This is a genomic window from Larkinella sp. VNQ87 (genome assembly GCF_049445795.1).
Lineage (GTDB): Bacteria > Bacteroidota > Bacteroidia > Cytophagales > Spirosomataceae > Larkinella.
Window position 1 is genome coordinate 101,194 of record NZ_JBMSDT010000019.1, and the last position, 22,653, is coordinate 123,846.

Consider the following 22,653-nt stretch of genomic DNA (forward strand, 5'->3'; position numbering starts at 1 on the left):
GGTTAGTAAACGACAAGGATCTCACGGACTAAAGTCCGTGGGTACGAAAACCGTTCCAATGAAACCTTTCCGACTCCTCCTGACCGTCCTGCTTCCCTTCCTGGGAAACACCGTCCTCGCCCAGAGCGGAATGACGGTATTTGGGGAGGTGGGAGTGGCGGAAAAGGGCTCAATGGCTTTTTTTGATGAACAACTGGTGCTCCGGGGCGATGTGACGGGCGAAGGTGAACTGGTGATGGCGGGAAAGGATACCCAGACCATTGCCGCTCAGGACCACACCATCGACCGGCTGGTGGTAACCAATCCGAAAGCTGTAAGAGTCAGGGGGAAGCTGACGGTTCGAAAATCGATAACGGTAGAAAAAGGCGATCTGGTGGTCGAACCACAGGCGCGATTGGTGGTCTTGCCGGGAGCGCAGATAGCTTTGGCAACAGACAGCCGATGGATCGGGTCGGACGGCGTGATTCAATCCGGGCCGGATGCCGGATCGCCGTTGAAACAACATATTTCAATGGGGGATGCGCTGGCCGTGGGGCAGAACACTACTCATTGGGGGGAATTAAAACCTGGTTCTGTGCGCTGGAATGGCTTTTTTCAGGGGTACCAGAGTCCTTATCTACAGAATCCGGCATTGCCGCCGTGGCATCCCCGGTGGAGAACCTTGTGACGAATTGCAACGAAAGCGGTCAAAAGGAAAGTTCTCGTGAGCAGGGAAGTGTAGATAAAATGGAATCTGGAATAACCAAACAAAGCAATGAAAGCATTTTTAAGATATAGCCTGCTGATTGTAACCCTCGTCATAGGAGCGGTTACGGCGCAGGCCCAGGTAAAAGTCGGGAATAATCCCACCACCATCAACGGGGGCTCTTTATTGGAACTGGAAAGTACGAACAAAGGCTTGTTGATGCCCCGCATCAGCCTGACGAATACGACCACCTGGGGGTTGACCGGGACGCCCGCAGCTGGGATGCACGTGTATAATACCAATACCGGCATTACCTCCACGAATAGCAATTATCCTACGTTGGTTGCCAAAATAGGGGAATATTATTGGGATGGAACCGGTTGGGTGGCCATAGCCCCACAGGGCAAAACTTCTAGTTTGATTTATGCGGGTTTTAGAGCAAATACGGTGACTTTACCCGTAAATAATACTACGGTTAATCAGGTTTCGACGCCGAATTATGACCCTTTTAATGGTTACTCCAATGGGGTGTATACAATTCCTTTCGACGGGTGGTACATTATAAGTCATATGTGGCGTGTAAAGTTCAATGGACCAGCGGGTCAATTTGGATCATTTGGAGGAGGGATAAGCGTTAAACCACTGTCTACCGGTGTTGAAGTTGCGAGGGGGGGAGATGGTGGTCAGGGTGGATATACATATACTTATGCATATAATAGTACGATCACAATGTACCTCTATCAAGGAGACCAAGTAAGGTACACTGTTACACCGTGTCTTGGCTGTGCTGCTGGAACATCGTATGACATGACGGATGTCTATCAAACCATTACGGCATTTCAATAAGTCAGTCTAAATACGGCAGTTGTCGGTTTAACTTTCGAATTAGAAATGGAAGCGGAACAGGAATAAATGAAAACCGGGAGTAGTATTTGTGAATGCGCAAGCAAATTATAATTCATTTACCATTGAAGATTTTGGAATGGTAAATGAATCACCGCCCTCAGCCTGGTAACGGGGCAATTCGTTCTTTTTGAATGCCAGGAAGGATGACATTGAAGTAGTAAAAAGATAGTTTTTAATCGCAGAGAAAGTAATGGGAAATTTTACCAGCCCGCCTAACTGGGGAGTCCGTTTAGCAGGGAGCAAATAGGGAATGAACAGAAACCGTCGGTTTTGTGTAACTTGGTAAAAACAAACCAAAAACCGGTATGGCACAGAATGCAGCGTTGACCAATTTGCAAGTAGAATTGATGAAACTCTACGCCCGGCAAATCCCGGAAAGCGATTTACTGGAAATTCGGGCGTTGCTGGCGGCTTACTTTGCCAATAAAGCAATGGATGAAACCGATCGTCTTTGGGAGGAAAATAACTGGGATGACGAAACCATGAAACAGTGGATTGTGTGATTTGTAAAAATGGTGATCGGACCGCCCCCAGTTTGGTAACCGTGACATTGGAGCGGAACGGAAGCATCATCGTCATCAAAGACGTTCCGGCGGATGTCTGCAACAATTGCGGACAGTATTATCTGAACGAAGCGATAGCGACTCAACTGACGGAGCAAGCCAACGCGGCTATCGAGCGGGGCGCTGAAGTGGAAGTGATCCGACACCGGCAGGCCGCATAGCCGTTATGCCGTATCAGATTGAAGGACAAAAAAACGAAAGTACGACCAACGTTGGAGAAGCAGCCAGCAAGCGAGACCATGACGACGATCACCGATTTTTCACAACTGGACCTGAGCAAACGCTATACCTATGCCGACTACCTGACGTGGGAGTTCGACGAATCGGTGGAACTGATCAAAGGGTGGGTATACCGGATGAGTCCTGCTCCGAAACGGATTCATCAGCGGGTGTCGGGGCGGTTGTTTTCTGACATTGAGCAACGGTTGCGGGGTAAAACGTGCGAGGTCTATCACGCCCCATTCGACGTTCGACTAACCACCACCAGCCTGCTGGCCAACCGCCGGGGTGAACCCGAACAGATTGAAACGGTCGTACAGCCCGACATCTGCGTGATTTGTGACCCGGATAAGCTGGACGATCGGGGCTGTTTGGGCGCTCCCGACTGGATCATCGAAATCCTGTCGCCCGGAACCGTCGTCCGTGATTTGCGGGATAAGTTTGATTTATACGAAGAAAATGGCGTCGGTGAGTACTGGACGGTGGCTCCCGGTGAGAAAGCCATCCATGTTTTTTTGCACGATGGGATTAAATACCAACCCGCTGGCACCTATGTTGAGCCCGGCCCGGTGCCTGTCCGAACCATAGAGAATTTCTCGGTCGAATGGCGTGACGTGTTTGACTAAGAAAAACAGGGCTGGTCGGGGGCGACTCGTTTGCCCATACCGGAGGGAGGTGGAAATAAGCGTGGCTGATTTTGTGTATTTCATGATTTGAAACCATAAAACACAATGAAAGCACAGAACGGCAATTTTCGAAGTAGAGCTGTTAACAATAAAATGGTTGTGCAAACAATAAATACATGTCGATCTGATCGGCAAACCACCACCCGCGAACGGGTCAGCGGGCAACTCGTTCTTTTTTGACCAGAAACCGGGGGAAAAGTAAACAGCTAGTAATCAGTACAAAATATAGTTTTTTAAATCGCAGATAAGGTGATGGGAAATTTTACCAGCAAGCACAGATGGGGAGTCGTCGTAGCCTGGGTGCTGACCGTTCTGAGCCACTGGGGCCGTGCGCAGTCGGGGAGCTTCGGCAGCACGTTCGCGCATTCGACCGCCGAAACGGCCATTTACGAGCAGCACAACTTCGTGACCGGCAGCGGGACGATCAACGCCGGGATCATTGGCTCCGAGCGGCAACAGCCCATTGGGGTATACAGTTTTATCAACCCCAACGGCACCTGGATCAGCGCCAGCCAGACGGCTTTTGTGGATGGCTACGTGCGAACGTACCAGTCCGGCCCCTTCACCTTTCCCATCGGCGATAACGACCGGTACCGCCCGGCGGCCGTGTCGGCCTCTGCAAGCGCCAACCCGACCACGGCCGCCTATTACGGCGTCGATCCGGGACTGGCCACCACGAGCAACCTGATGGGCGGCACCTACGGCATTCTGCCCGCAGGAGGCCCGGCCTTTCCGACGACTTCCAAAGCGGCAAACGTCGGCACGGTCGATAACGTCGAGTATTGGGACATCGACGGCAACACCCCCGCCCGCATCACCCTGACCTGGGACGCCAACACGCCCATCACCTCGATGGTCGGCACGGACCTGAGCCGCCTGAGAATCGTCGGCTGGAACGGCACCCAATGGGTGATCATTCCCTCGACGTTCGATGCCAGTTCGCTCGTTCAGACCACCTCCGCCAGCCTTTTCACCGGTCCCGCCAGTACGGTTTCGGCGGGGTCGATCACCACCGATGCCACCGTCGTGCCGGGCTCCTACGTAGTGTATACGTTAGCGGGGATTTGTACCGTCACGCAGGTAACGGCCAGCGTCAGTTCGCTGACTACCTGTTCGGGCGAGCCGGTTTCGATCAGTTACACCACCGCGCCCACGCCGGGTGGGCAGGTGCAGTGGGTCCGCCGGGCCAGCGATGGGTCAGAAGACATGCCTGGGATCGGCGACATTACCGATTACCCGACCGCTACCGGCAACACGCCGGTGAGTTATACCTACACGGCCAGTTCGTCGGACATCACGGGCTGTACCAGCAACACCGTTACGACGGAAGTGACCGTCAACCCGATTCCGACGGTTACTCCCTCGGCCTGCGCCCAGACCATCTGCTCCGGCCAGACCGGCAGCATCATCTTCCAACCCAGTATCACCGGCTCGATTGTCCACTGGATTCGTACTCCTGATACCCCGGCACCTTCCAGCGGGACGGGTGACATCGCTCAGACCTTGATCAATACCGGACCAACTTCGCTAACCTATACCTATAAAATCTGGGCTGAATCACCGGCACCGGCTTCCTGTATGTCCACCGACACGATTACCTGCATCATCGTAGTCACGCCCGGCCTGAATGTCAGTGCGGTGGTGGCCTCCGGCAGTGGCTGTATCGGTCAGCCGCTGAGCCTGTCGGCTAGTGTTAGCTCCACGGGTACGTATACCTACAGTTGGACTGGACCCAACGGGTATGTAGGTTCGGGTCCCAATCCGCTGGTGACCAGTTCGGCGGCTGTCACCCACAACGGCAATTACACGCTGGTGGTTTCGGATGTGGCCGGGTGTTCGGGCACGGCCATCGTGCCGGTATCGGTGACGTATTGTTGTAATCTAACGGCGACAGCGGGCAGCAACAGTCCGCAATGTACGGGGAATGATCTGCAACTGACGGCGAGTGTGCAGGGGGGCAGTGGGTCGTTCAGCTACAACTGGACGGGCCCCAATGGGTTCAGCAGCACCCAGCAAAATCCGACCATCGCCAATTCGACCTCGGCCGTAGCGGGCAGTTACACGGTCGTGGTCACGGATCTGTCGGTGCCAAACTGTTCGTCGATGGCAACGACAAATGTGACGATTGCGACCACACCGAGTCTGACGATAACCAGTAGCGGAGGAATGACGGTTTGTTCGGGTCAATCGACGAGTTTATCGGTTGGCGGCAGCAACGGCGCAACGGTGACCTGGACGAACAACCTGGGTCAATCGGGGACAGGGACGGCCATCAACTTTGCGGGGCTGACCAATGTCAGTGGGTTGCCGCAGACCATTGTATATACCTTCCTGGCACAGGCGGGTAGTTGTTCGGATCAGGAGGTCGTAACCATCACCGTGAATCCGGCACCAGCACTCCAGGTGGTTCCTACGCGGGCGGTTGTCTGTGAACTGGAAGAAATCTACCTACGGGCGACGGCCCGACCCAGCACGGCTACAGTCACCTGGAGTCGGGATGTGCCGGTCCCGACTCCTTCGGGCAATTCAGGTCAGGGCAGTGTGGAAGTGAAAGATCAATTACCGGCGGGCACCTACAACTACACCTTCCAGGCAATGGGCACCAACGGATGCAACAGCCCACAGGTGGTCGTTCCGGTGGTGGTGAATAATTAAAGAGTGCCCGGTTTTCGGTATACGGTTTACAGTAGTTCATGGAGGGGTCATACCGACTCGCCCGAAATACCGTAAACTGAAAACCGTATACCGAAAACTGTATACCGAAAACCGTACCCCATGAGACAGTTCCGATACATACTGGCATTCCTGCTCCCTTTTTGGGGAAGTGCCGTCCTGGCCCAGACGGGCATGGCGGTGTTTGGGAATTGTTCGGTGGCGGAAAAAACGGTGATCGTGGTGACGGATGAGCAACTGACGCTGAAAGGCGATATCACCGGCGATGGGCAGGTGGTGATGGCGGGGAAAGATACCCAGACGGTCGTGTCGAGCGACCGCTCCATCGGTCGGCTGGTGGTGGCGAACCGGAAGGCCGTAAAAGTAAAAGGCAGGCTGACGGTGCGGAAATCGATGGTGGTTACGAGGGGCGATCTGGTGGTGGAACCAGACGCCCGGTTGACGGTGTCTCCGGGTGCTTTTGTCGTGTGGGGTACGGGTAGCTGGCAGATTGGGTCAAATGCCCTGATTGAACGGGGGGATGAAGCTGGAAAGCCTGGAAAACAGCCCGTTAGGATCGATGTCGCTCTGCCGGGTAAGGGGCTTGAGTTCCAGGGAGCAGTGCTATCGATGCCGGATGCCGCCAGGGGGAACGGCCCGTCGGAGGCATACCTGGGACCCGATTTGTTCGTCTGGGAATTGCCCCCCTGGAATGCTTAATTTTTGACTGAACTGTGACGTTTGGCCCTTCATTCAGTCAAAAAGCAGAGTACATCCGGCAAGGGCAGGGCTTGTCCCGACGCATGAAAACACAAATCAAAGAAATCGCAGAAAACAATGAAAACATTGATCAACTATACACTAACCGTCCTGATCCTGCTCCTAAGCGCGTATACCGTTCAGGCGCAGGTAAAAATCGGGAGCAACCCCACGACGCCCGAGCCGACTTCCAATCTGGAAGTCGAAGCCTCGACACCGAACCGGAAAGTGAAAGTAAATAAAACAACCGGACAGCTAACAATTCAGGATGGCACGGAAGGAACTGGTAAAGTGTTGACCTCGGATGCGGTGGGGGGGGCGAGTTGGCAGAGTATAAAGACAACAGCCGTAAGTTCAACCGTGCAAATAACCGGGGTGAGAGTAACCTTACCAACAACTGGTCCAGGGAGCGGTTTTTGTGCCGCGACCAATAACCCACCGGCCTGTGCAACCAACATTAATCAAAATGCTTCATTTACAGTAACTAAAAGTACGAACGATGTTATTATTGATTATACGGCGTTCTACTCTGTGGCTAACAATACGACTCAAGTTCAATTTCAATTTTTAGTGTATGTCGATAAAACTACACCAGGGGTTTTTGAATATGTAGGGGCTACTTTTGTTACAGTTGCTTCAGTAGCTTGTACAGGGGGGACCTTTCTTGGAAAATACGCTATAAAGGATCTTTCACCTCGTACTTACAATGTTAGAGTGTACGTTGCTCCCTGGACCAATACGGGCACACCCGCCACTCTGGGAGTTGGTTTAACATCTTCGGCAGCTTGTGGGGCTAATTCTACAAATGGAAACAACTTAATCGTATCTGTGAGTGAGTAAAATTTTAAATGATTTCCTGTTAAATTAAAAATTGATAGCGCAAGCAATTATTCGCCAATTCTGTTCTTGAGATTGGTGAATCACCGCCTTCACTTGCTAGAAGGCAACACGTTCTTTTTCGGGGCCAGAAAACCGCTTCTAGGGTTACCAAGACATTAATCAGTAATAAATTTTTAATCGCAGCTAAGGTGATGGGAAATTTTACCAGCAAGCACTTGAGGGTTTGAAAGCCTGGTCAGCAAATGGATGGATACCTTTGTTGTTATTACCTTACTTTCCAAATACTTCTAAAATGGAAGTTACCATTGATACGCAATACAATGTGGCCCATATCCGGCTAAAGGCAAAGCCCGAAACGGGAGTGCAAACCCTAACGCTGAGCGATGACCTGCATGTGGATATCAGTACTGATGGAACGGTTTACGGAATTGAACTACTGAATGCCGCCGAACAATTGCAGGAGGGTTCTGAAACGGTTGTTAAGCTAAAGGAGTTGCGGTCCGGACGGGAAGAAACCTGGCGTTGGGCTGGCTAGAGGTGATAAGCAATGATTGAACATCATCATACTTGTTAATAAGTAAAATTGCTTTTACAAACAAAATAATTCACCAATCAATCACACTCCTGGAGTGAGGTAACGGTGAATCATCGCCCACGAACTGGTCAGCGGGCAACACGTTCTTTTTTGACCAGAATCCACCTCCGGCTTCGGTGGGGGGTGAAGCCGGAGGTTAGGGGTAAAGCCAGGGTAAGAATAAACAGATAATAACCAGTACAAAAGATAGTATTTAATCGCAGATAAGGTGATGGGAAATTTTACCAGCAAGCACATGGGGAGAGTCTGTCTGGCGTTGGTGTTGACCGTCCTGACCCAATTCGTTCACGCGCAATCCGGCAGTTTCGGCAGCACGTATGCGCATACCGGGATGGAGATGGCTATTATGGGGCAGCACAACTTCGTAACGGGCAGCGGCACGATCAACGCCGGCATTGTAGGCTCCGAACGCCAGCCAGCCATTGGATTCTATAGTTTCGTCAATCCGAATGGCAGTTGGATCAGTGCCAGCAACACCGCCTTCATGGATGGATACGTGCGGACCTACAACACCGGCCCTTTCACCTTTCCCATCGGCGATAACGACAAATACCGCCCGGCTGCGGTTTCAGCTTCTTCCGCTGCCGCTCCCACGACGGCGGCTTACTACGGCGTCGATCCGGGCCTGGCCACCACGAGTGATCTGAAAGGGGGCACCTATGGTATTTTGCCGGGCGGAAGTACTGCTTTTCCCACAACCTCCAAAGGTGCCGGTGTTGGCACGGTTGACAACGTAGAATACTGGGACATCGACGGCGCTACCCCCGCCCGCATCACCCTGACCTGGGATGCCAACACGCCCATCGCTGCGATGGTGGGTACGGATTTGAGCAAATTACGAATTGTGGGTTGGGACGGCACCCAATGGGTGGAGATTCCCTCGACGGTCGATGCCGGTTCGCTGGATCAAACGACGAGTGCGAGTGCTTTTACGGGGCCGGCGGGTACGGTTTTAGCGGGTTCGATCACGACCAATGCCACGCTAGTCCCGGATACTTATATAGTATATACACTGGCGGGCGCTTGTACGGTTACCCAGGTAGCCGCCGACGTAACTTCGTTAACAACCTGCTCCGGCGGGGAGGTTGCAATCAATTACACGACCAGCCCGGTGGCGGGGGGGCAAGTACGGTGGGTCCGTCACGCCAGCGATGGATCGGCGGATCAGCCGGGGATTGGTGATATCGTCGATTATCCTGTAGCACCGGGCGATACGCCGGTCAGCTACACGTATACGGCAACGTCTGCGGAGTCATTTGGTTGTACCAGTAATACAGTTGTCACGACGGTTACCGTCAATCCAATTCCCATCGTCACGCCCTCGTTCTGTGCCCAAACCATCTGTTCGGGCCAGACCGGGACCATCATTTTCGATGTAAACGTTGATAACTCAATTGTTCATTGGGAGCGAACCCCAACTACACCGGCACCCTCAAGCGGGACGGGCAACATCGGCCAAACCTTGATTAACACCGGACCGACTTCGCTAACCTATACCTATAAAATCTGGGCTGAATCACCGGCTCCGGCTTCCTGTATGTCCTCCGATACGATTACCTGCATCATTGTCGTAACGCCGGGGGTGAACGTATCCGCCATCGTTGCGGCTGGCAGTGGGTGTATCGGTCAGCCGCTGAGTCTGTCGGCTTCCGTTCCGGCGAGTGCGCAGGCACCGGTGATCTATACCTGGACGGGACCGAACGGTTTCAATAGCAGTGGCCCCAATCCACTGGTCACCAATTCAGCTTCGATCACCGACAATGGCAGCTATACCGTTGTGGCCACGGATGCAACCGGTTGTTCGAGCACCGCAACGGTGCCGGTTTCGGTCAGCAACTGCTGCTCGCTGACGGCTACGGCAGGAGGCCCCATTATAGTCTGTACGGGCAGTGATCTTAACCTGACGGTAACGACAGGGAGCAGTACAACGGCCCAAATTGTGGGCCCTCTGGTATACCGATGGTCCGGCCCAAATAGTTTTACCGCCGACATCGCCAACCCGACGATTGCGTCGGTTTCGGCTACCGCATCGGGTATCTACAGCGTGACGGTGACGGACGGGCAGAACTGTACGGCCACGAGCAGTGTCACGGTCACGGTCCGACCGGCCCCGGCAGCCGATGCGGTGAGCAACAGCCCGGTATGTTCGGGGGGGACGCTGCAATTGAGTGCGTCGGGCGGGATGAGCTATACCTGGTTTGGTCCGAATAACTACACCGGTACGGGGCAGACGGTCCTGATACCGGGCGTGACCACCGCTAATGCCGGAAATTATACGGTTGTTGTGACGGATGCCAATGGCTGTACGGCCACGGCGATTGAACCCGTCACCGTACCGGGGCCGGAAGCCTGCGATCCCGGTTGTCCGAATCCTACTTTGTCCTACGCGGGGCAGCCCCTTTGTACGAATGGGTTTGCAACACCTACCTATACGCCCCTTCAGGATGCCACCTTTGTAGGCGGTTTTGCCGCTACTCCGCTTGGGTTGGTGATCGACCCGGTCACTGGCGTTTTGAACCTGAATGCTTCGGCGCCAGGTACGTATACGGTTACCTACACGGTGCAGAACACATCCACAGGTTGTATCCGACAGGTGCAGACGCTGGTGACACTGACGCCGACGCCGATTGGCAATGGGATCACAAACGCGGGAGGGAATTAAGGAGCTAAACTGTGACATTGGTCGTGAATTTCAGTCATAAGCAAGAGGTGTCGGTTTCGACCGGCACCCAGCCGTCAACCGGCACCAGCAAAAGAAATTATTTACCTTACGATATGAGGACTATCGCTATGAGGACACGGTTTACAACTCAGAACGTCATAAACCTTACCCAACAGACGGTCGATGACTGTGGCACAAACCAGCCGGAACGGGCCCAACGGACCCACCGCTGGTGGCTATATCCTTTGTTGTTGTTAAATTTGCTGGTGCAAGCAAATAATGTTCGAGCGGAAGGGACACCGGAGATTTCGCCTGTAAAGTACGCGACACTTATAGGATCACAGGACATATATGTATACGCCATACAGGGAGAACGCATTAGTTATTTCTTTGAAAAAGAAAGTGATCCGGTTGCTGGAGGGGCTAATGTTACTGTGCGAGTTTACTCGCCAACTGGATTGTTGTCTCAGTGTACTGCTATAACCGGGGCTGCAGCAGTTGGAACCCAATGTTCAAGTCCATTTATTGCACCAACAACTGGAATTTATACATTCCGTCTGACCACCAATAATTCAACGACAGCAGCAAACACGAATGTGACGTGGTCCATTGCAATCCGAGATGCCGTTACCAATGTGCAAACCAAAGGGCGCGTTTTTCAGGAGAAATATTCATTAATATCAGATGGAGATTATTTTAACCGACCTAGCTTTTCGGTTTACGCTATTAGTGAATTTGGCTATAAATATACCGTCGGGTTTCAAGGGTATCATGGAGCTGTTGCTGAATTCGTAATGGATAAATTTGGTATCCGTTCATCAACTTCCTGTACATCGTTATATCGTAGCCGCGGTTTTGGAGAAACAGGCTCATTGCCACCGGTTGGTTTTAACTATCCTTACTACGGCCCTGGTGCTGTTGATCCAACCGGAGGAACAACAACAAATTATGCTGCCTGTGGCGAAGTATATAAATTATTTTTCAATCCAATAGATCCTAATCTGCCCGTCTCGGCTCCTCGCTTTAATTATACAACCAATACTCAGGAAACGGAATGGTTGAATCCAACCCTTGTCAATCCGGGCATTGGAGCGTTGACCTTTGTTAAAGCCGCTTCCGGAAATCCTGTAGCCGGAACATTCTTTTTCAATGTCAATGATTATGCCGGAAATGCTACATTACAGGTAGATGCCAATGGAGATGGTGATTATGCTGATGCGATTGATGTCAGTCAACCGATCAGTGTCACAGCGGGGGCCAATACTGTTTCTTTTGATGGGAACGATGGAACAGGTTTACCGATTAATTGCACATCCGGGACATTGAAAGCACGTATTTTGATTGACAAGGTCGGCGAAATACACTTGACCCTGGCTGATGTTGAAGCTTTGGCAGGACTGACTTTCACGCGAACTAATGGTCCCACGGCAAATAATACAATTCTATACTGGAATGACACCAACCTGAGTAATTCCAATTCAAGTGGTGTTAACCATTGTTCGATTACGCCAAACAAAGATGGACGAGCGGGAATCAATAGCAGTGGGGGAGTGCATGGTTGGGGCGGTTGTTCAAGTACAGCAATTGCCTTTGCAAATCCAGGTACATGGGGTAATTCGCGTTACATCGATAACTGGGCGTATGCTGCTACCAATCTGACGAGCGAAGTGACGCTGGTCCAGGTCGCGGGTCGCGTTTTCAATGACCTCAACTACAACGGTAACGATCAGAACAACGCCGATCCCGGATTGGCGGGGGCTTACCTGGTGTTGCAGAATGCCGCCGGACAGTGTATCGCCACAACCCAAACCGCTGCCGATGGGAGCTACTGCTTCCCCGGCCTGATGCCCAACAGCGGAGCTTATACGATTTACGAAACCGTTGCCAATCCGGGCAGCACCTGCCCGCCGGTCACGTTTACCCAGCCCGCCAGTTATGATCTAAGCACCACGCCCCGAACGCGTTCGGTAACGGTATTGGCCGCTAATCTCACTGATCAGGATTTTGGCCACGCGCCCTGTCGTGCTCAGGTGAACAACAATTCACCGGTCTGCGCTGGTCAAACCCTTACGCTATCGGGTTCCGGTTCGGGGAGTATATACTCCTGGACGGGGCCGAACGGCTTTACAGCGACCGGGCAACTCGTCAGCATCCCGAATGCCACAACGGCTCACACCGGGTCGTATACGCTGACCGTCACGGGGAACACCGGTTGTACGGCCACCGGTACGACCGACGTGGTGGTGACGGAGCAGGCGGCTGCGGCCTCGACCAGTCCGGTTTGTGAAGGCCAGACGCTCTTCCTGAATGCCTCCGGCGACAATGCCGCCATGTATTTGTGGACGGGACCCAATGGGTTCAGCAGCACCGCCAAAGCGCCGGTGATTCAGAACGTGACGCTGTCGGCTGCTGGAACTTACACCGTGGTGGTCACCAGCGCAGCGGGCTGTTCCGGAACGGGAACGACGCAAGTCCTTATCAATGCCAAACCGGACGTCACCATTACGGGGGTGACAACGGTGTGCAACGGCCAGACCACGACCCTGAATGCGACTGGGGTTGGGCTAACGACGTATCAGTGGAATACCGGCGCGCAAACCGCGAGTATCACGATTACACCGGGTGTGAGTTTCACCTATACGGTCATGGTGACCAATGCCGCAGGCTGCTCCAACTCGGCGGCAACGCCGGTGACGGTCAACACCTGTCAGGAAATTTGCGACGATGGCATCGACAACGACGGGGACGGTCTGACCGATTCAGACGACCCGGACTGCCTCTGCAATACCAATGCGACGGGGACGCGGGTCTATACGGTGGCCCCTGTACCGGGAGCAACCAGTTACAACTGGGTGATTACCAAACAGGGTGGAGCCGATTTTTCTTCCGCCATCGTGGCAGGACAGGGAACCAACAGCATCGAAGTCGATCTGGATGCCCTGAATGCCAACGGCGGTCTGGGGTCTTACGACATCTGCGTGGTGTGCAACAGCACCACCTGCGGCACGACACCGCCTACCTGTAAAGTCCTGACCATCCGGCCCTGCTGTGATCTGGGTGTCAATGTCCTGATTGCCAGCACCACCCTCTGTACCGGCTCGGATCTGGAACTCACCGCTGAAGCGGTCGATGCGCAGACGCTTGCCAACGTAACGTACCGGTGGACGGGCCCGAACAGCTTTACATCCGACCAGGCAACTGTTTCGATCCCGAATGCGACGACGGCCCATGCCGGAAGCTATACGGTGGTGGCTACCGAGGTGACCAACGGCCAAAGCTGTACGGCGACCAATGTGGTAGATATCACGATCGAAACGCCGTCGACAGTCGGCGAGGATAAACTGGTTTCAATCTGTAACAACGAAACCATCGATCTGGCTACTTTATTCCCAGCGGGAGGTTCGTTCTCGGCGCTTAGCGGTTCGATGACCGGCACGGTCTTTAGCGGGATCGATTCCGGAGTAGGCTCATTTACGGTGGTCTATACGGCGGATAGTACGGTTGCTTGCCCCGGTGGTCAATCCCAGGCAGTGATTATCGTGCGGAATTGTACGCCATTGGCGTGTAATTATCCGATCAGCTCAACGGTAATCGATGCCACCTGCGGCAACAGCGACGGCATTGCTTCGTTAATCATCGGAGGGCTACCGACGGGCGCAACAACCGGTTTTGCTTGGAGCAATGGCAGCACCGGACCACGGGTTACCGGATTGGCAGCCGGTATTTACAGTGTAACGGCAACTATTTCGATCACTACGGGTGTCTGCACCGTGATCGATACCGTTCAGGTCAACGACATCGGTGGCCCGAAAGCCGAGGTCAACCTGATAACGGCGGCTGATTGCCGGGGCGCTAACGGGGCGGTGTCCATCGATATTACCCCGGCTACGCCCACGGATCCGGGGCCGTTCCTGATTCAATGGAGTGGTGCGGCTATGGGTAGCCAAAATAACGCGCAGATCGGTGTAAATACCATTCCCAATTTGCCAGCGGGAGCCTATGAATTTATCATTACCAGCACGTCCACAAATACGACCTGCTCGTCGCATCTTTCCATCAATATTCCGAAAGACGACAGTGATCAGATCAGCCTGACGGCCACTCCAACCAATGCAACGGCCTGTGGTACTTTTACGGGGAATATCGTCGTCACCGTTACACCAGCGGTTGGCGTGACAGGACCGTACTCGTATTCACTCAACGGCATCGAAGTAGGGGTTTCTTCCCTGACCAGCTTCACCATTTCCAACCTGAAGGCGGGCGTTTACACCGTTGGGGTCAGCTCTTCGCTGGGCTGTACGGCGGCCAACCAGCCGGTGACTATTCAGGAAACCGGTGCGACGCCAGTCACGGGCTGGACCGCCGTTAACCCGAACTGTCCGACCGACAAAGGCATGCTGGTTTTTGCCGGTGGACAACCGACGACTAGCTTCGAGGTTCGTGAAGTGACCTCCGGTGCCGTAGTGCAAACCGGTATCAATGGCGCGAATCCCACCTCACTGACCTTGGCGGGCGGAAGCTATGCCATTACCCAGTTACCCGTCTCGACAAGTTGTACCTCATCGACCATTCTAACCATTACGGTTCCGGCGGGCTTGCAGTTTAACGTTCAATATACCAAAGTAACCTGTGCACCGGGTGGCGTTGCCAACACCGACGGGACGATCTCGGTCATTCAGATCCGGGGCGGTACGGAACCCCATTCGACTACGGTAACCAACGCCCAGAATCAGGTGATGACGGCAACGTCGGTGGGCATCTATGAAAACCTCGCTGCGGGCGTCTATAAAGTTCAGATTTACGATGCCAACGGGTGCTCCGGCTCGGAAAGCCTGTTCGTGACGGTCCCGAACTGTACGCAAATCTGTCCGGATTACCAGATCAGCACCCACGTAGTGGATCCGAATTGCGGTACGTCCGACGGCCGGGCTGTGGCCCAATTGGGTGAATTTACTGAAGATGAAGTGGATTACCTGTGGAGCAATGGCTACTCCGGTATCAACGCTAACGGACTTTCATCGGGCGTTTACTCGGTAACCGCTACCATTCTGACGGGGACTTTTACGGGTTGCGTTTACGAGAAAACAGTCAATGTCAACGACATCGGCGGTCCGGTTTTTGAAAAACGGACCATCAATCCCTCAAGCTGTGCCGGATCAACAGGTTCCGTATCGTTCAGCATCGTGAGTGGTGACGGTCCTTATGTCCTATCGTGGACAGGGCCGACAACCAGTTCCGTTTCCATTCCGAATACAACTCCCGGTTTTGCGCGGACCATCTCGGGTCTGGCTGCGGGTAATTATATCTTCACGCTGGTGAGCACGGGTTCAACCTGTAAAAGCACCCAGGATGTGACCATTCCGGTTTCTTCGAGCGGAGTGCTGAACCTGACCGCAACACCGGTATTGGCAACGAGCTGCGGAGCGCAGGATGGTCAGATCAACCTGACGGTGACGCCGACCGCCAGCTATGTCTTCACGGTGAATGGAGCAGTTTATACGTCGGCTACGGCAGGATCATTCCCGATCACGAATCTTCCGGCTGGTATTTATACCGTGGCGGCTTCGGCGACCAATGGTTGTACGGCCGAACGAACCGTTATCGTTGGCGAAACAGGCGCTCCAGCCGTCACGGGATGGACTTCGCAAAGCGCCACCTGTCCGACGGACAACGGGACGCTTGTCTTTGCGGGTGGTCAGGCCGCCAGTGTGACCTATCGCGTACTAGTGGGTGCGGGCGGTACAGTGGTAGCGACCGTTCAGGGCGATGCCCCAAATACGGTAGATGTCCCCAAGGGTGTTTACTACATCGAAAGAACCGAGACGATTGGCAGCAATGTCTGTACCTCGATCCAGAGTTTCACGGTTGCCGGACCGAACGGCATGGACTTCAATATCCAGTACACGCCGGAAAGCTGCGGACCGGGTGGTACGGGTAACGGTGATGGCTCTTTGTCGATTATTCAGATCAACGGCGGGACGCCGAATTATAACGTACAGCTAACTAAACTGACCACGGGTGCTGTCGTAGCGGGTACGGGTACCGCGTTCAGTAACCTGGCCGGAGGTGATTATAAGATTGATGTAACCGACAGCCGGGGTTGTCCGGCCAACGATGGCGCTCTGGTAACGGTACCGCCCTGCCAGCAGAAATGTCCTCCGTTGGCGTTCAATAAAGTTGTGACCGACAACAAATGCGGGGAAGTCATCGGTTCAGCCGAAGCGACTTTATTGAATGTGCCCGCCGGTGGCGTTGTCACGTACCTCTGGAGCAACGGCCAAAACGGGCAGACCGCTACCGCCCTGACTTCCGGCGTATATGCCGTAACGGCTACGATTGCCCTGGATAACACGATCTATGCGGGTTGTATGTACGTGGATACTGTCAACGTCAACGACGTTGGTGGGCCGATTGCTACGCCGATTACGACCACAGGTGCCAGTTGTACCTCCGCCAATGGTTCCGTGGTATTGAATATTCAACCGGCTCCGGGCCAGACGGGTGGGCCATTTACCATTGCGTATACTGGACCCACGACAGGGAGCTTACCGGCTCCAAATCCCGGTCCGTTTAATGTCCCAAATCTAAAAGCGGGTAGCTATGTGTTCACAGTAACGGATGCCATCACGAGTTGTAAATCCGTGGTGGATGTGATTGTGCCGACCCGAACTCCGAATGGGTTTAACCTGACAGTCGTACCCAAGAACGTGAGTGCCTGTGGTGCCCAGGACGGTAATTTGAAGATCACCGTTTCGGGTGGAGTACCGGGTTACGTATACCGAATCAATGGATACATCGAAGGGACCAGTACACAACCGACGTTTACCAGAGCGGGTTTACCCGCCGGGATTTATACTGTGGAAGTGACGGATGGCAACGGCTGCGTAGTTCGCAGAGAAAACGTGCTGATCAACGAAACAGGCAGTACGCCGGTAGCAGGCTGGACCAAAACGGACGCGTTGTGTCCGGATAATACCGGTGCTCTGCAATTTGCAGGCAATGGCCTATCAACGGATGAATATGTCGTGACCATATCAGGAACGGCTACAGAGATTGGTCGTACGCCAGGTGATACTCCCATTACATTTACGGTTCAGGGCGGTACGTATTTAATTACCAAAACCACCTCAACCTCTTGTACATCCCAAACGACTATTACAGTGAATCAGCCGAATGGGTTTGATTTCAATATCCAGCCAACCCAACCGACTTGTCTTTCTTTGGGCGGTCTGATGGTTGTGCAACCTTCGGGCGGTACGACGCCGTATTCTTATACGATTGCCGGTCCCACTGGTGTGGTCTCCAGTTCGGTAGCGACTGGATTGATGGCTGGAAGCTACACGGTAACGGTGGGCGATAGCCGGGGTTGCCAGTTCAGTAAAGTACAGGTCCTGACCACCGGATCAAACCTGACCGTAACGGCGTCTGCTACACCGGCCATCGTCTGTGTGGGTCAGACCATCAGCCTGAGTGCGACGGTTCCGACCAGCAGCACGGGCTTGACCTTTGCGTGGAGTGGGCCAGACGGTTTCACCGGCTCCGGACAAACCACAACGACGGTAGCGACCAGCAGTGGCAGTTACACTGTGACGGTAACCGACCCGGCCGGTTGTACGGCCTGGGCTTCCACTACTGTAACGGTTGGTGCAACGCCCACCGTGGCCGCAACCCCATCGACGGTTTGCGTCGGTGAAACCGTAACCTTGAACACAACGGCGGGCGGTACCAGTTATGCCTGGCGTGGACCGAATTTCTCGACGGTGACCACGGTTCCAACGGTTTCGATTCTGAATGCTCAACTAACCGATGCCGGTATTTATTCGGTAACCATTACGGGCGGCAATGGCTGTACGGGAGTTGGTTCAACAACGGTAACGGTTAACGCGCCACCGAGTGTGACCGCTTTGGCAAGTAGCCAGACCGTTTGCGTGGGCGGTAGTCTGGTCCTGACCGCAGCGACCAGTCCCGTCGGCAGCTATACCTATACCTGGAGTGGCCCCAATGGTTTCGTGGGAACGGGTGCTATCGTAACCATCAGCAATGCCTTGCAAACCCATAGCGGCAGCTATTCTGTCGTAGTAACGAACGCCAATGGCTGTAGCGCATCGGCGGTAACGACCCAACCGGTAACGGTAACCATTTGTTGCCAGGATTTCACGCTGGACAAAATTGTTTTCAACGCCAACTGCGGTCAGGCGAATGGCGAAGCCACGGTCACGGCCAATGGCGGTACACCGGACTACACCTACCTGTGGAGCAACGGCAGCACGGGTAGCCACGTAACGGGTCTGTTGGCCGGAAGTTACACGGTCACAGTAAGCGATGCCGTGGGTTGCAGCAGCAGCCTGGTGGTGGACGTCAGCAATGTGGAAGGGCCCCAGTTGACAGTGGTGTCGAGTGGTTCGGCGACCTGTCTGGCGGCTGACGGAGTGGCCAGTGTGACGGCCACGGGCGGAGACGGGGCGTTGCGCTACGTATGGAACACGGGCGCGACGGGCGCGACCCTGAGTGGGGTAGTCGCCGGCGTATACAGTGTGACGGTGACGGACGGCAAAGGCTGTATCGATATTGAAGAAGTGACGATTGACCGGAGTCCGGGCAGTCTGACAATGGTGGTCGCCAGCACCCCTTCAACCTGTGGTCAGGCCACGGGGACGGTGAGTGTGACCGCCAGCGGCAGCAGCGGCTACCGGTATTTGTGGAATACAGGAGTGACGACAAGCAATCTGAATACGCTGGTAGCTGGCGTATACAGTGTGACGGTGGTCGATGGCAATGGCTGTTCGGTCAACGGCAGTGTGACAGTCGAGGATGCAACCGGGCCGCAGGTGATAGCCAATGCGACAGCGGTGTTGTGCAGCGGTGGTTCGACGGGGATGGCGAGTGTGACGGCGACGGGGGGCACGGGTGTGCTGAGCTACCTGTGGAGCACGGGAGCCACGACGACCAGCGTCTCGAGCCTGGCGGCCGGTGAATACACGGTATGGGTGCGCGATGTCACCGGATGTGTGGGCGTCGATACGGTCGTCGTTACGGAACCGGAGCCATTGGATATTAGGCTGTCACCCAGTGTGATAGCCTGTGGCAGTACGACGGGCGATATCGTGCTGGTGAGCAGCCAGGGGGGGATCGGGCCGCACCGGTATACGTGGAGCAATGGCAGTACGAGCGGTAGCTTGCTGGCGGTGCAAGCCGGTCCTTACAGTCTGACGGTCACCGATGCCGTGGGTTGTACCGTTACGGGTAGTACTACGCTGGATTTGCCGGTGGATTGCTGTGAGGAACGGACAATCGACCTGGCGGGCGTCAACCCGCAGTGTGGTCAGTCCAACGGTACGATCACGGCAATCTTGTCGGGTACGGTTTCGCCCGGTACGACCCAGACGATCGTTTGGCGCAACCTGACGACGGGTAGTGTGGTAGCCACCAACACGACGCTTGCCACGGGTCTGCCTGCGGGCAGCTACAGTGTAAGTCTGACGCTGACCAACGGGTCGGTGGTCTGCTCCTACAGTGCGGTGACCTCACTGAGCGACGTGGGCAGTGCCTCGATCGTGGTAGCCTCGACTACCCCGAGTGGTTGTGCCGTGAACAATGGTACGGCTACTTTGCAAATCACGGGCGCACCGTCGTTCACGGTGAGCTACGCAGGGGCAAGCACGGGTAGTGTCGTGAGTGCCACGGGTGCGGTGAGTCTGACGGGTCTGGCAGCAGGTCAGTACAGTGTGACGGTCAGGGATGCCAGTGGGTGTACCTCGACCGAAGATTTTGTCATCGAGCCAGCGGGGGCAGTAAGTCTGCAACCGGTAGCGGTGGCCACACCGGCTTCATGTACGGGTGTGGATGGCAGTGTGACGGTCACCTGGACGGCGTTGGCGGGCGTGAGCAGCTACAGTGTAACAGTGGGTAGCCAGTCCACAGTAGTGACGGGTACGAATGCAACTTTCAATGGTCTGGCGGGTGGCAGCTATGCGGTGAGCGTGTCAGTAGCGGGTAACGTAACCTGCGGCATTTCGACGACGAGTGTGACCGTACCGGTGACGGGCGGTCCTGCCTTGGCGGTGACGACGCTACAGCCCTTGTGTTCAGAGGATCTGGGTGTGATCAGTGTGGTCAACCCGGTAGTGGGCGTGACCTACAGTTTATATGCATTGGGCGGAGCCCAGTTACAAAGTGGAAACAGCTACACGGTTAGCTCCGGGGATTACGAAGTCCGGGCGGTTTCGGCCACGGGGTGTATCAGCAGTACCGTGGTGAGTTTGACCCAGCCCCAGGGTCTGGTATTTAACGTGTCGGTAACGAATGGAGAATGTGGTCAGCCGGGCAGTCTGACGGTTGATAATCTGAATCCGCCGAATCTGACAGCCAGAGTTTTTGGTGCCGGAGGAGAAGTGGGTAACCTGACGAGCCTGCTGGCGGGTAGCTACACGGTGGTGGTTAGTGATGCCAACGGCTGTACGGCCAGTCAGGTGGTCTCGGTGACCACGGGTACAGGGGCACCCGTTTTGAGTATAATAGCAACGAATGCCAATTGTGGCCAGGCCAATGGGGAAATAACCGTGACGGCCAGTCCGGCGGGTAATTATACCTATCTGTGGAGCAACGGCAGCACGGGCAGTCGCGTAACGGGGCTGTTAGCCAATAGTTACACCGTCGTAGTAACGGATGCCGCCGGTTGCCAGAGCAGCACGGTAGTCGCCATCAGCAACGTGGAAGGGCCCCAGTTGACAGTGGTGTCAAGTGGTTCGGCGACCTGTCTGGCGGCTGACGGGGTGGCCAGTGTGACAGCCACGGGCGGAGACGGCGTGTTGCGCTATGTATGGAGCACGGGCGCGACGGGTACGACCCTGAGTGGGGTAGTCGCTGGCATATACAGTGTGACGGTCACCGACAACAAAGGCTGTATCGATATCGAAGAGGTGACCATCGGCACGAGTCCGGGCAGTCTGACAGCGGTGGTGGCCAGCACGAACTCCGCTTGTGGTCAGGCCACAGGCAGTGTGAGTGTGACCGCCAGCGGCAGCAGCGGCTACCGGTACTTGTGGAATACAGGAGCGACGACCAACAGTCTAAATAACCAGGTGGCGGGTGTGTACAGTGTGACAGTAACGGATGCCAACGGGTGCTGGGTAGCGGATAGTGAGACGATCAACGACATAGGGGGACCGAGCATCACAGCCAGTGTGACGGCGGTTCAGTGTGGTGGAGGTGCAACGGGTATAGCCAGTGTGGTAGTGACGGGGGGAACTCCGACTTATACCTACTTGTGGAGCAACGGCATGACCACCAGCAGCATTGACAATCTGGTGGCGGGTACCTACACCGTGGACGTCACCGATGCCAACGGGTGTGTATCAAGCACGGCGGTATCGGTCACACAGCCAGCGGGTCTGTCGGTGGAATTATCGCCGAGTACGTTGGTGTGCGGTAGTACGACGGGCGATATTGTAATGACGAGCATCGTGGGTGGTACATCACCGTACCGGTATTTATGGAGCAATGGCATGACGAGCAGCAGTTTGCTGGCCGTAGCCACGGGGGCGTACAGTCTGACCGTGACCGATGATAACGGCTGTGTAGCCACCGGTCAGGCTCCCCTGGAAGCGCCCGATTGTTGTGTAGTACCGGCCCTGACGGTAACGGGTCCGGTGTGTGACACGGCCACGGGGACGTATAGTGTTGGTTTCTCGACGAGTGCAGGCTCGAGTGTGACGGCCACTGCCGGAGTGCTCAACCTGACGACGAATAGAATTACGGACATCACGCTGGGCACGAGTGTGACGGTGGTGGCCAGCAACGGCTGCGGGGTGACGCGGGAGATCGTAACGGGTCCCGTGAGTTGTCCGACGACCCGGGAATGTAACAGCATTGCACTGAGTGTAGGCCAGGGTGTGTGTGTGGACGGGGTGACCTACATCGCCAGTGTGACGGTGAGCGGGGGCGCGAGTCTGACGGTTTTGGGAGCGACGAGCTTCAGTAACGGAGTGATCACGGCCGCTGTGGGCACGAATGTGACGGTGCTGGCGGGTCTGTCGGGTTGCGAGACCAAGCGTCAGGAACTCGTCAGTCCGGCGAGTTGTACGGTG

General features: G+C 54.8%; 11 protein-coding genes. All 11 read left to right on the forward strand.

Features of this window, described 5'->3' with window-relative positions; genetic code table 11:
• Positions 1-58 precede the first annotated feature (58 nt).
• Positions 59-667 carry a hypothetical protein gene (locus ACO2Q8_RS26785; RefSeq protein WP_423347969.1) on the forward strand — a complete coding sequence of 203 codons (609 nt, stop codon included), beginning with the start codon at positions 59-61 and terminating at the stop codon, positions 665-667.
• A gap of 87 nt (positions 668-754) precedes the next feature.
• A complete protein-coding gene (locus tag ACO2Q8_RS26790; RefSeq protein WP_423347970.1) occupies positions 755-1,531 on the forward strand; it encodes a hypothetical protein in 777 nt (258 codons plus the stop codon).
• A gap of 365 nt (positions 1,532-1,896) precedes the next feature.
• Positions 1,897-2,094 (forward strand): hypothetical protein, encoded by a 198-nt coding sequence (locus tag ACO2Q8_RS26795; protein WP_423347971.1) that lies wholly within the window; start codon positions 1,897-1,899, stop codon positions 2,092-2,094.
• Positions 2,091-2,315 carry a type II toxin-antitoxin system MqsA family antitoxin gene (locus ACO2Q8_RS26800; protein ID WP_423347972.1) on the forward strand — a complete coding sequence of 75 codons (225 nt, stop codon included), beginning with the start codon at positions 2,091-2,093 and terminating at the stop codon, positions 2,313-2,315. Before ACO2Q8_RS26795 ends, ACO2Q8_RS26800 begins: the two co-directional genes overlap by 4 nt.
• 78 nt (positions 2,316-2,393) lie before the next feature.
• Entirely contained in the window at positions 2,394-2,999 is a 606-nt protein-coding gene (locus tag ACO2Q8_RS26805) for a Uma2 family endonuclease (protein WP_423347973.1), read from the forward strand.
• Positions 3,000-3,311: 312 nt separating this feature from the next.
• Positions 3,312-5,714, forward strand: a complete 2,403-nt coding sequence (locus ACO2Q8_RS26810; protein ID WP_423347974.1) for a hypothetical protein — start codon at positions 3,312-3,314, stop codon at positions 5,712-5,714.
• Between the two features lie 120 nt (positions 5,715-5,834).
• Complete coding sequence (locus ACO2Q8_RS26815) at positions 5,835-6,431, forward strand: hypothetical protein (RefSeq protein WP_423347975.1); 597 nt, start codon at positions 5,835-5,837, stop codon at positions 6,429-6,431.
• A 117-nt stretch (positions 6,432-6,548) separates the two neighbouring features.
• The gene (locus ACO2Q8_RS26820; RefSeq protein WP_423347976.1) at positions 6,549-7,310 is read left to right on the forward strand and encodes a hypothetical protein; all 762 of its coding nucleotides are present in this window, start codon (positions 6,549-6,551) and stop codon (positions 7,308-7,310) included.
• 292 nt (positions 7,311-7,602) lie between these two features.
• A complete protein-coding gene (locus ACO2Q8_RS26825; RefSeq protein WP_423347977.1) occupies positions 7,603-7,845 on the forward strand; it encodes a DUF2283 domain-containing protein in 243 nt (80 codons plus the stop codon).
• Positions 7,846-8,140: 295 nt separating this feature from the next.
• Positions 8,141-10,567 (forward strand): hypothetical protein, encoded by a 2,427-nt coding sequence (locus tag ACO2Q8_RS26830; RefSeq protein WP_423347978.1) that lies wholly within the window; start codon positions 8,141-8,143, stop codon positions 10,565-10,567.
• A 1,667-nt stretch (positions 10,568-12,234) separates the two neighbouring features.
• Positions 12,235-22,653, forward strand: a 10,419-nt coding sequence (locus tag ACO2Q8_RS26835; protein ID WP_423347979.1) for an SdrD B-like domain-containing protein, incomplete at its 3' end; no start/stop codon positions are given.

Coding starts and splice junctions, on each gene's coding strand:
- ACO2Q8_RS26785 (WP_423347969.1), top strand. CDS start 59: ATGAAACCTTTCCGACTCCTCCTGACCGTCCTGCTTCCCTTCCTGGGA.
- ACO2Q8_RS26790 (WP_423347970.1), top strand. CDS start 755: ATGAAAGCATTTTTAAGATATAGCCTGCTGATTGTAACCCTCGTCATA.
- ACO2Q8_RS26795 (WP_423347971.1), top strand. CDS start 1,897: ATGGCACAGAATGCAGCGTTGACCAATTTGCAAGTAGAATTGATGAAA.
- ACO2Q8_RS26805 (WP_423347973.1), top strand. CDS start 2,394: ATGACGACGATCACCGATTTTTCACAACTGGACCTGAGCAAACGCTAT.
- ACO2Q8_RS26810 (WP_423347974.1), top strand. CDS start 3,312: ATGGGAAATTTTACCAGCAAGCACAGATGGGGAGTCGTCGTAGCCTGG.
- ACO2Q8_RS26815 (WP_423347975.1), top strand. CDS start 5,835: ATGAGACAGTTCCGATACATACTGGCATTCCTGCTCCCTTTTTGGGGA.
- ACO2Q8_RS26820 (WP_423347976.1), top strand. CDS start 6,549: ATGAAAACATTGATCAACTATACACTAACCGTCCTGATCCTGCTCCTA.
- ACO2Q8_RS26825 (WP_423347977.1), top strand. CDS start 7,603: ATGGAAGTTACCATTGATACGCAATACAATGTGGCCCATATCCGGCTA.
- ACO2Q8_RS26830 (WP_423347978.1), top strand. CDS start 8,141: ATGGGGAGAGTCTGTCTGGCGTTGGTGTTGACCGTCCTGACCCAATTC.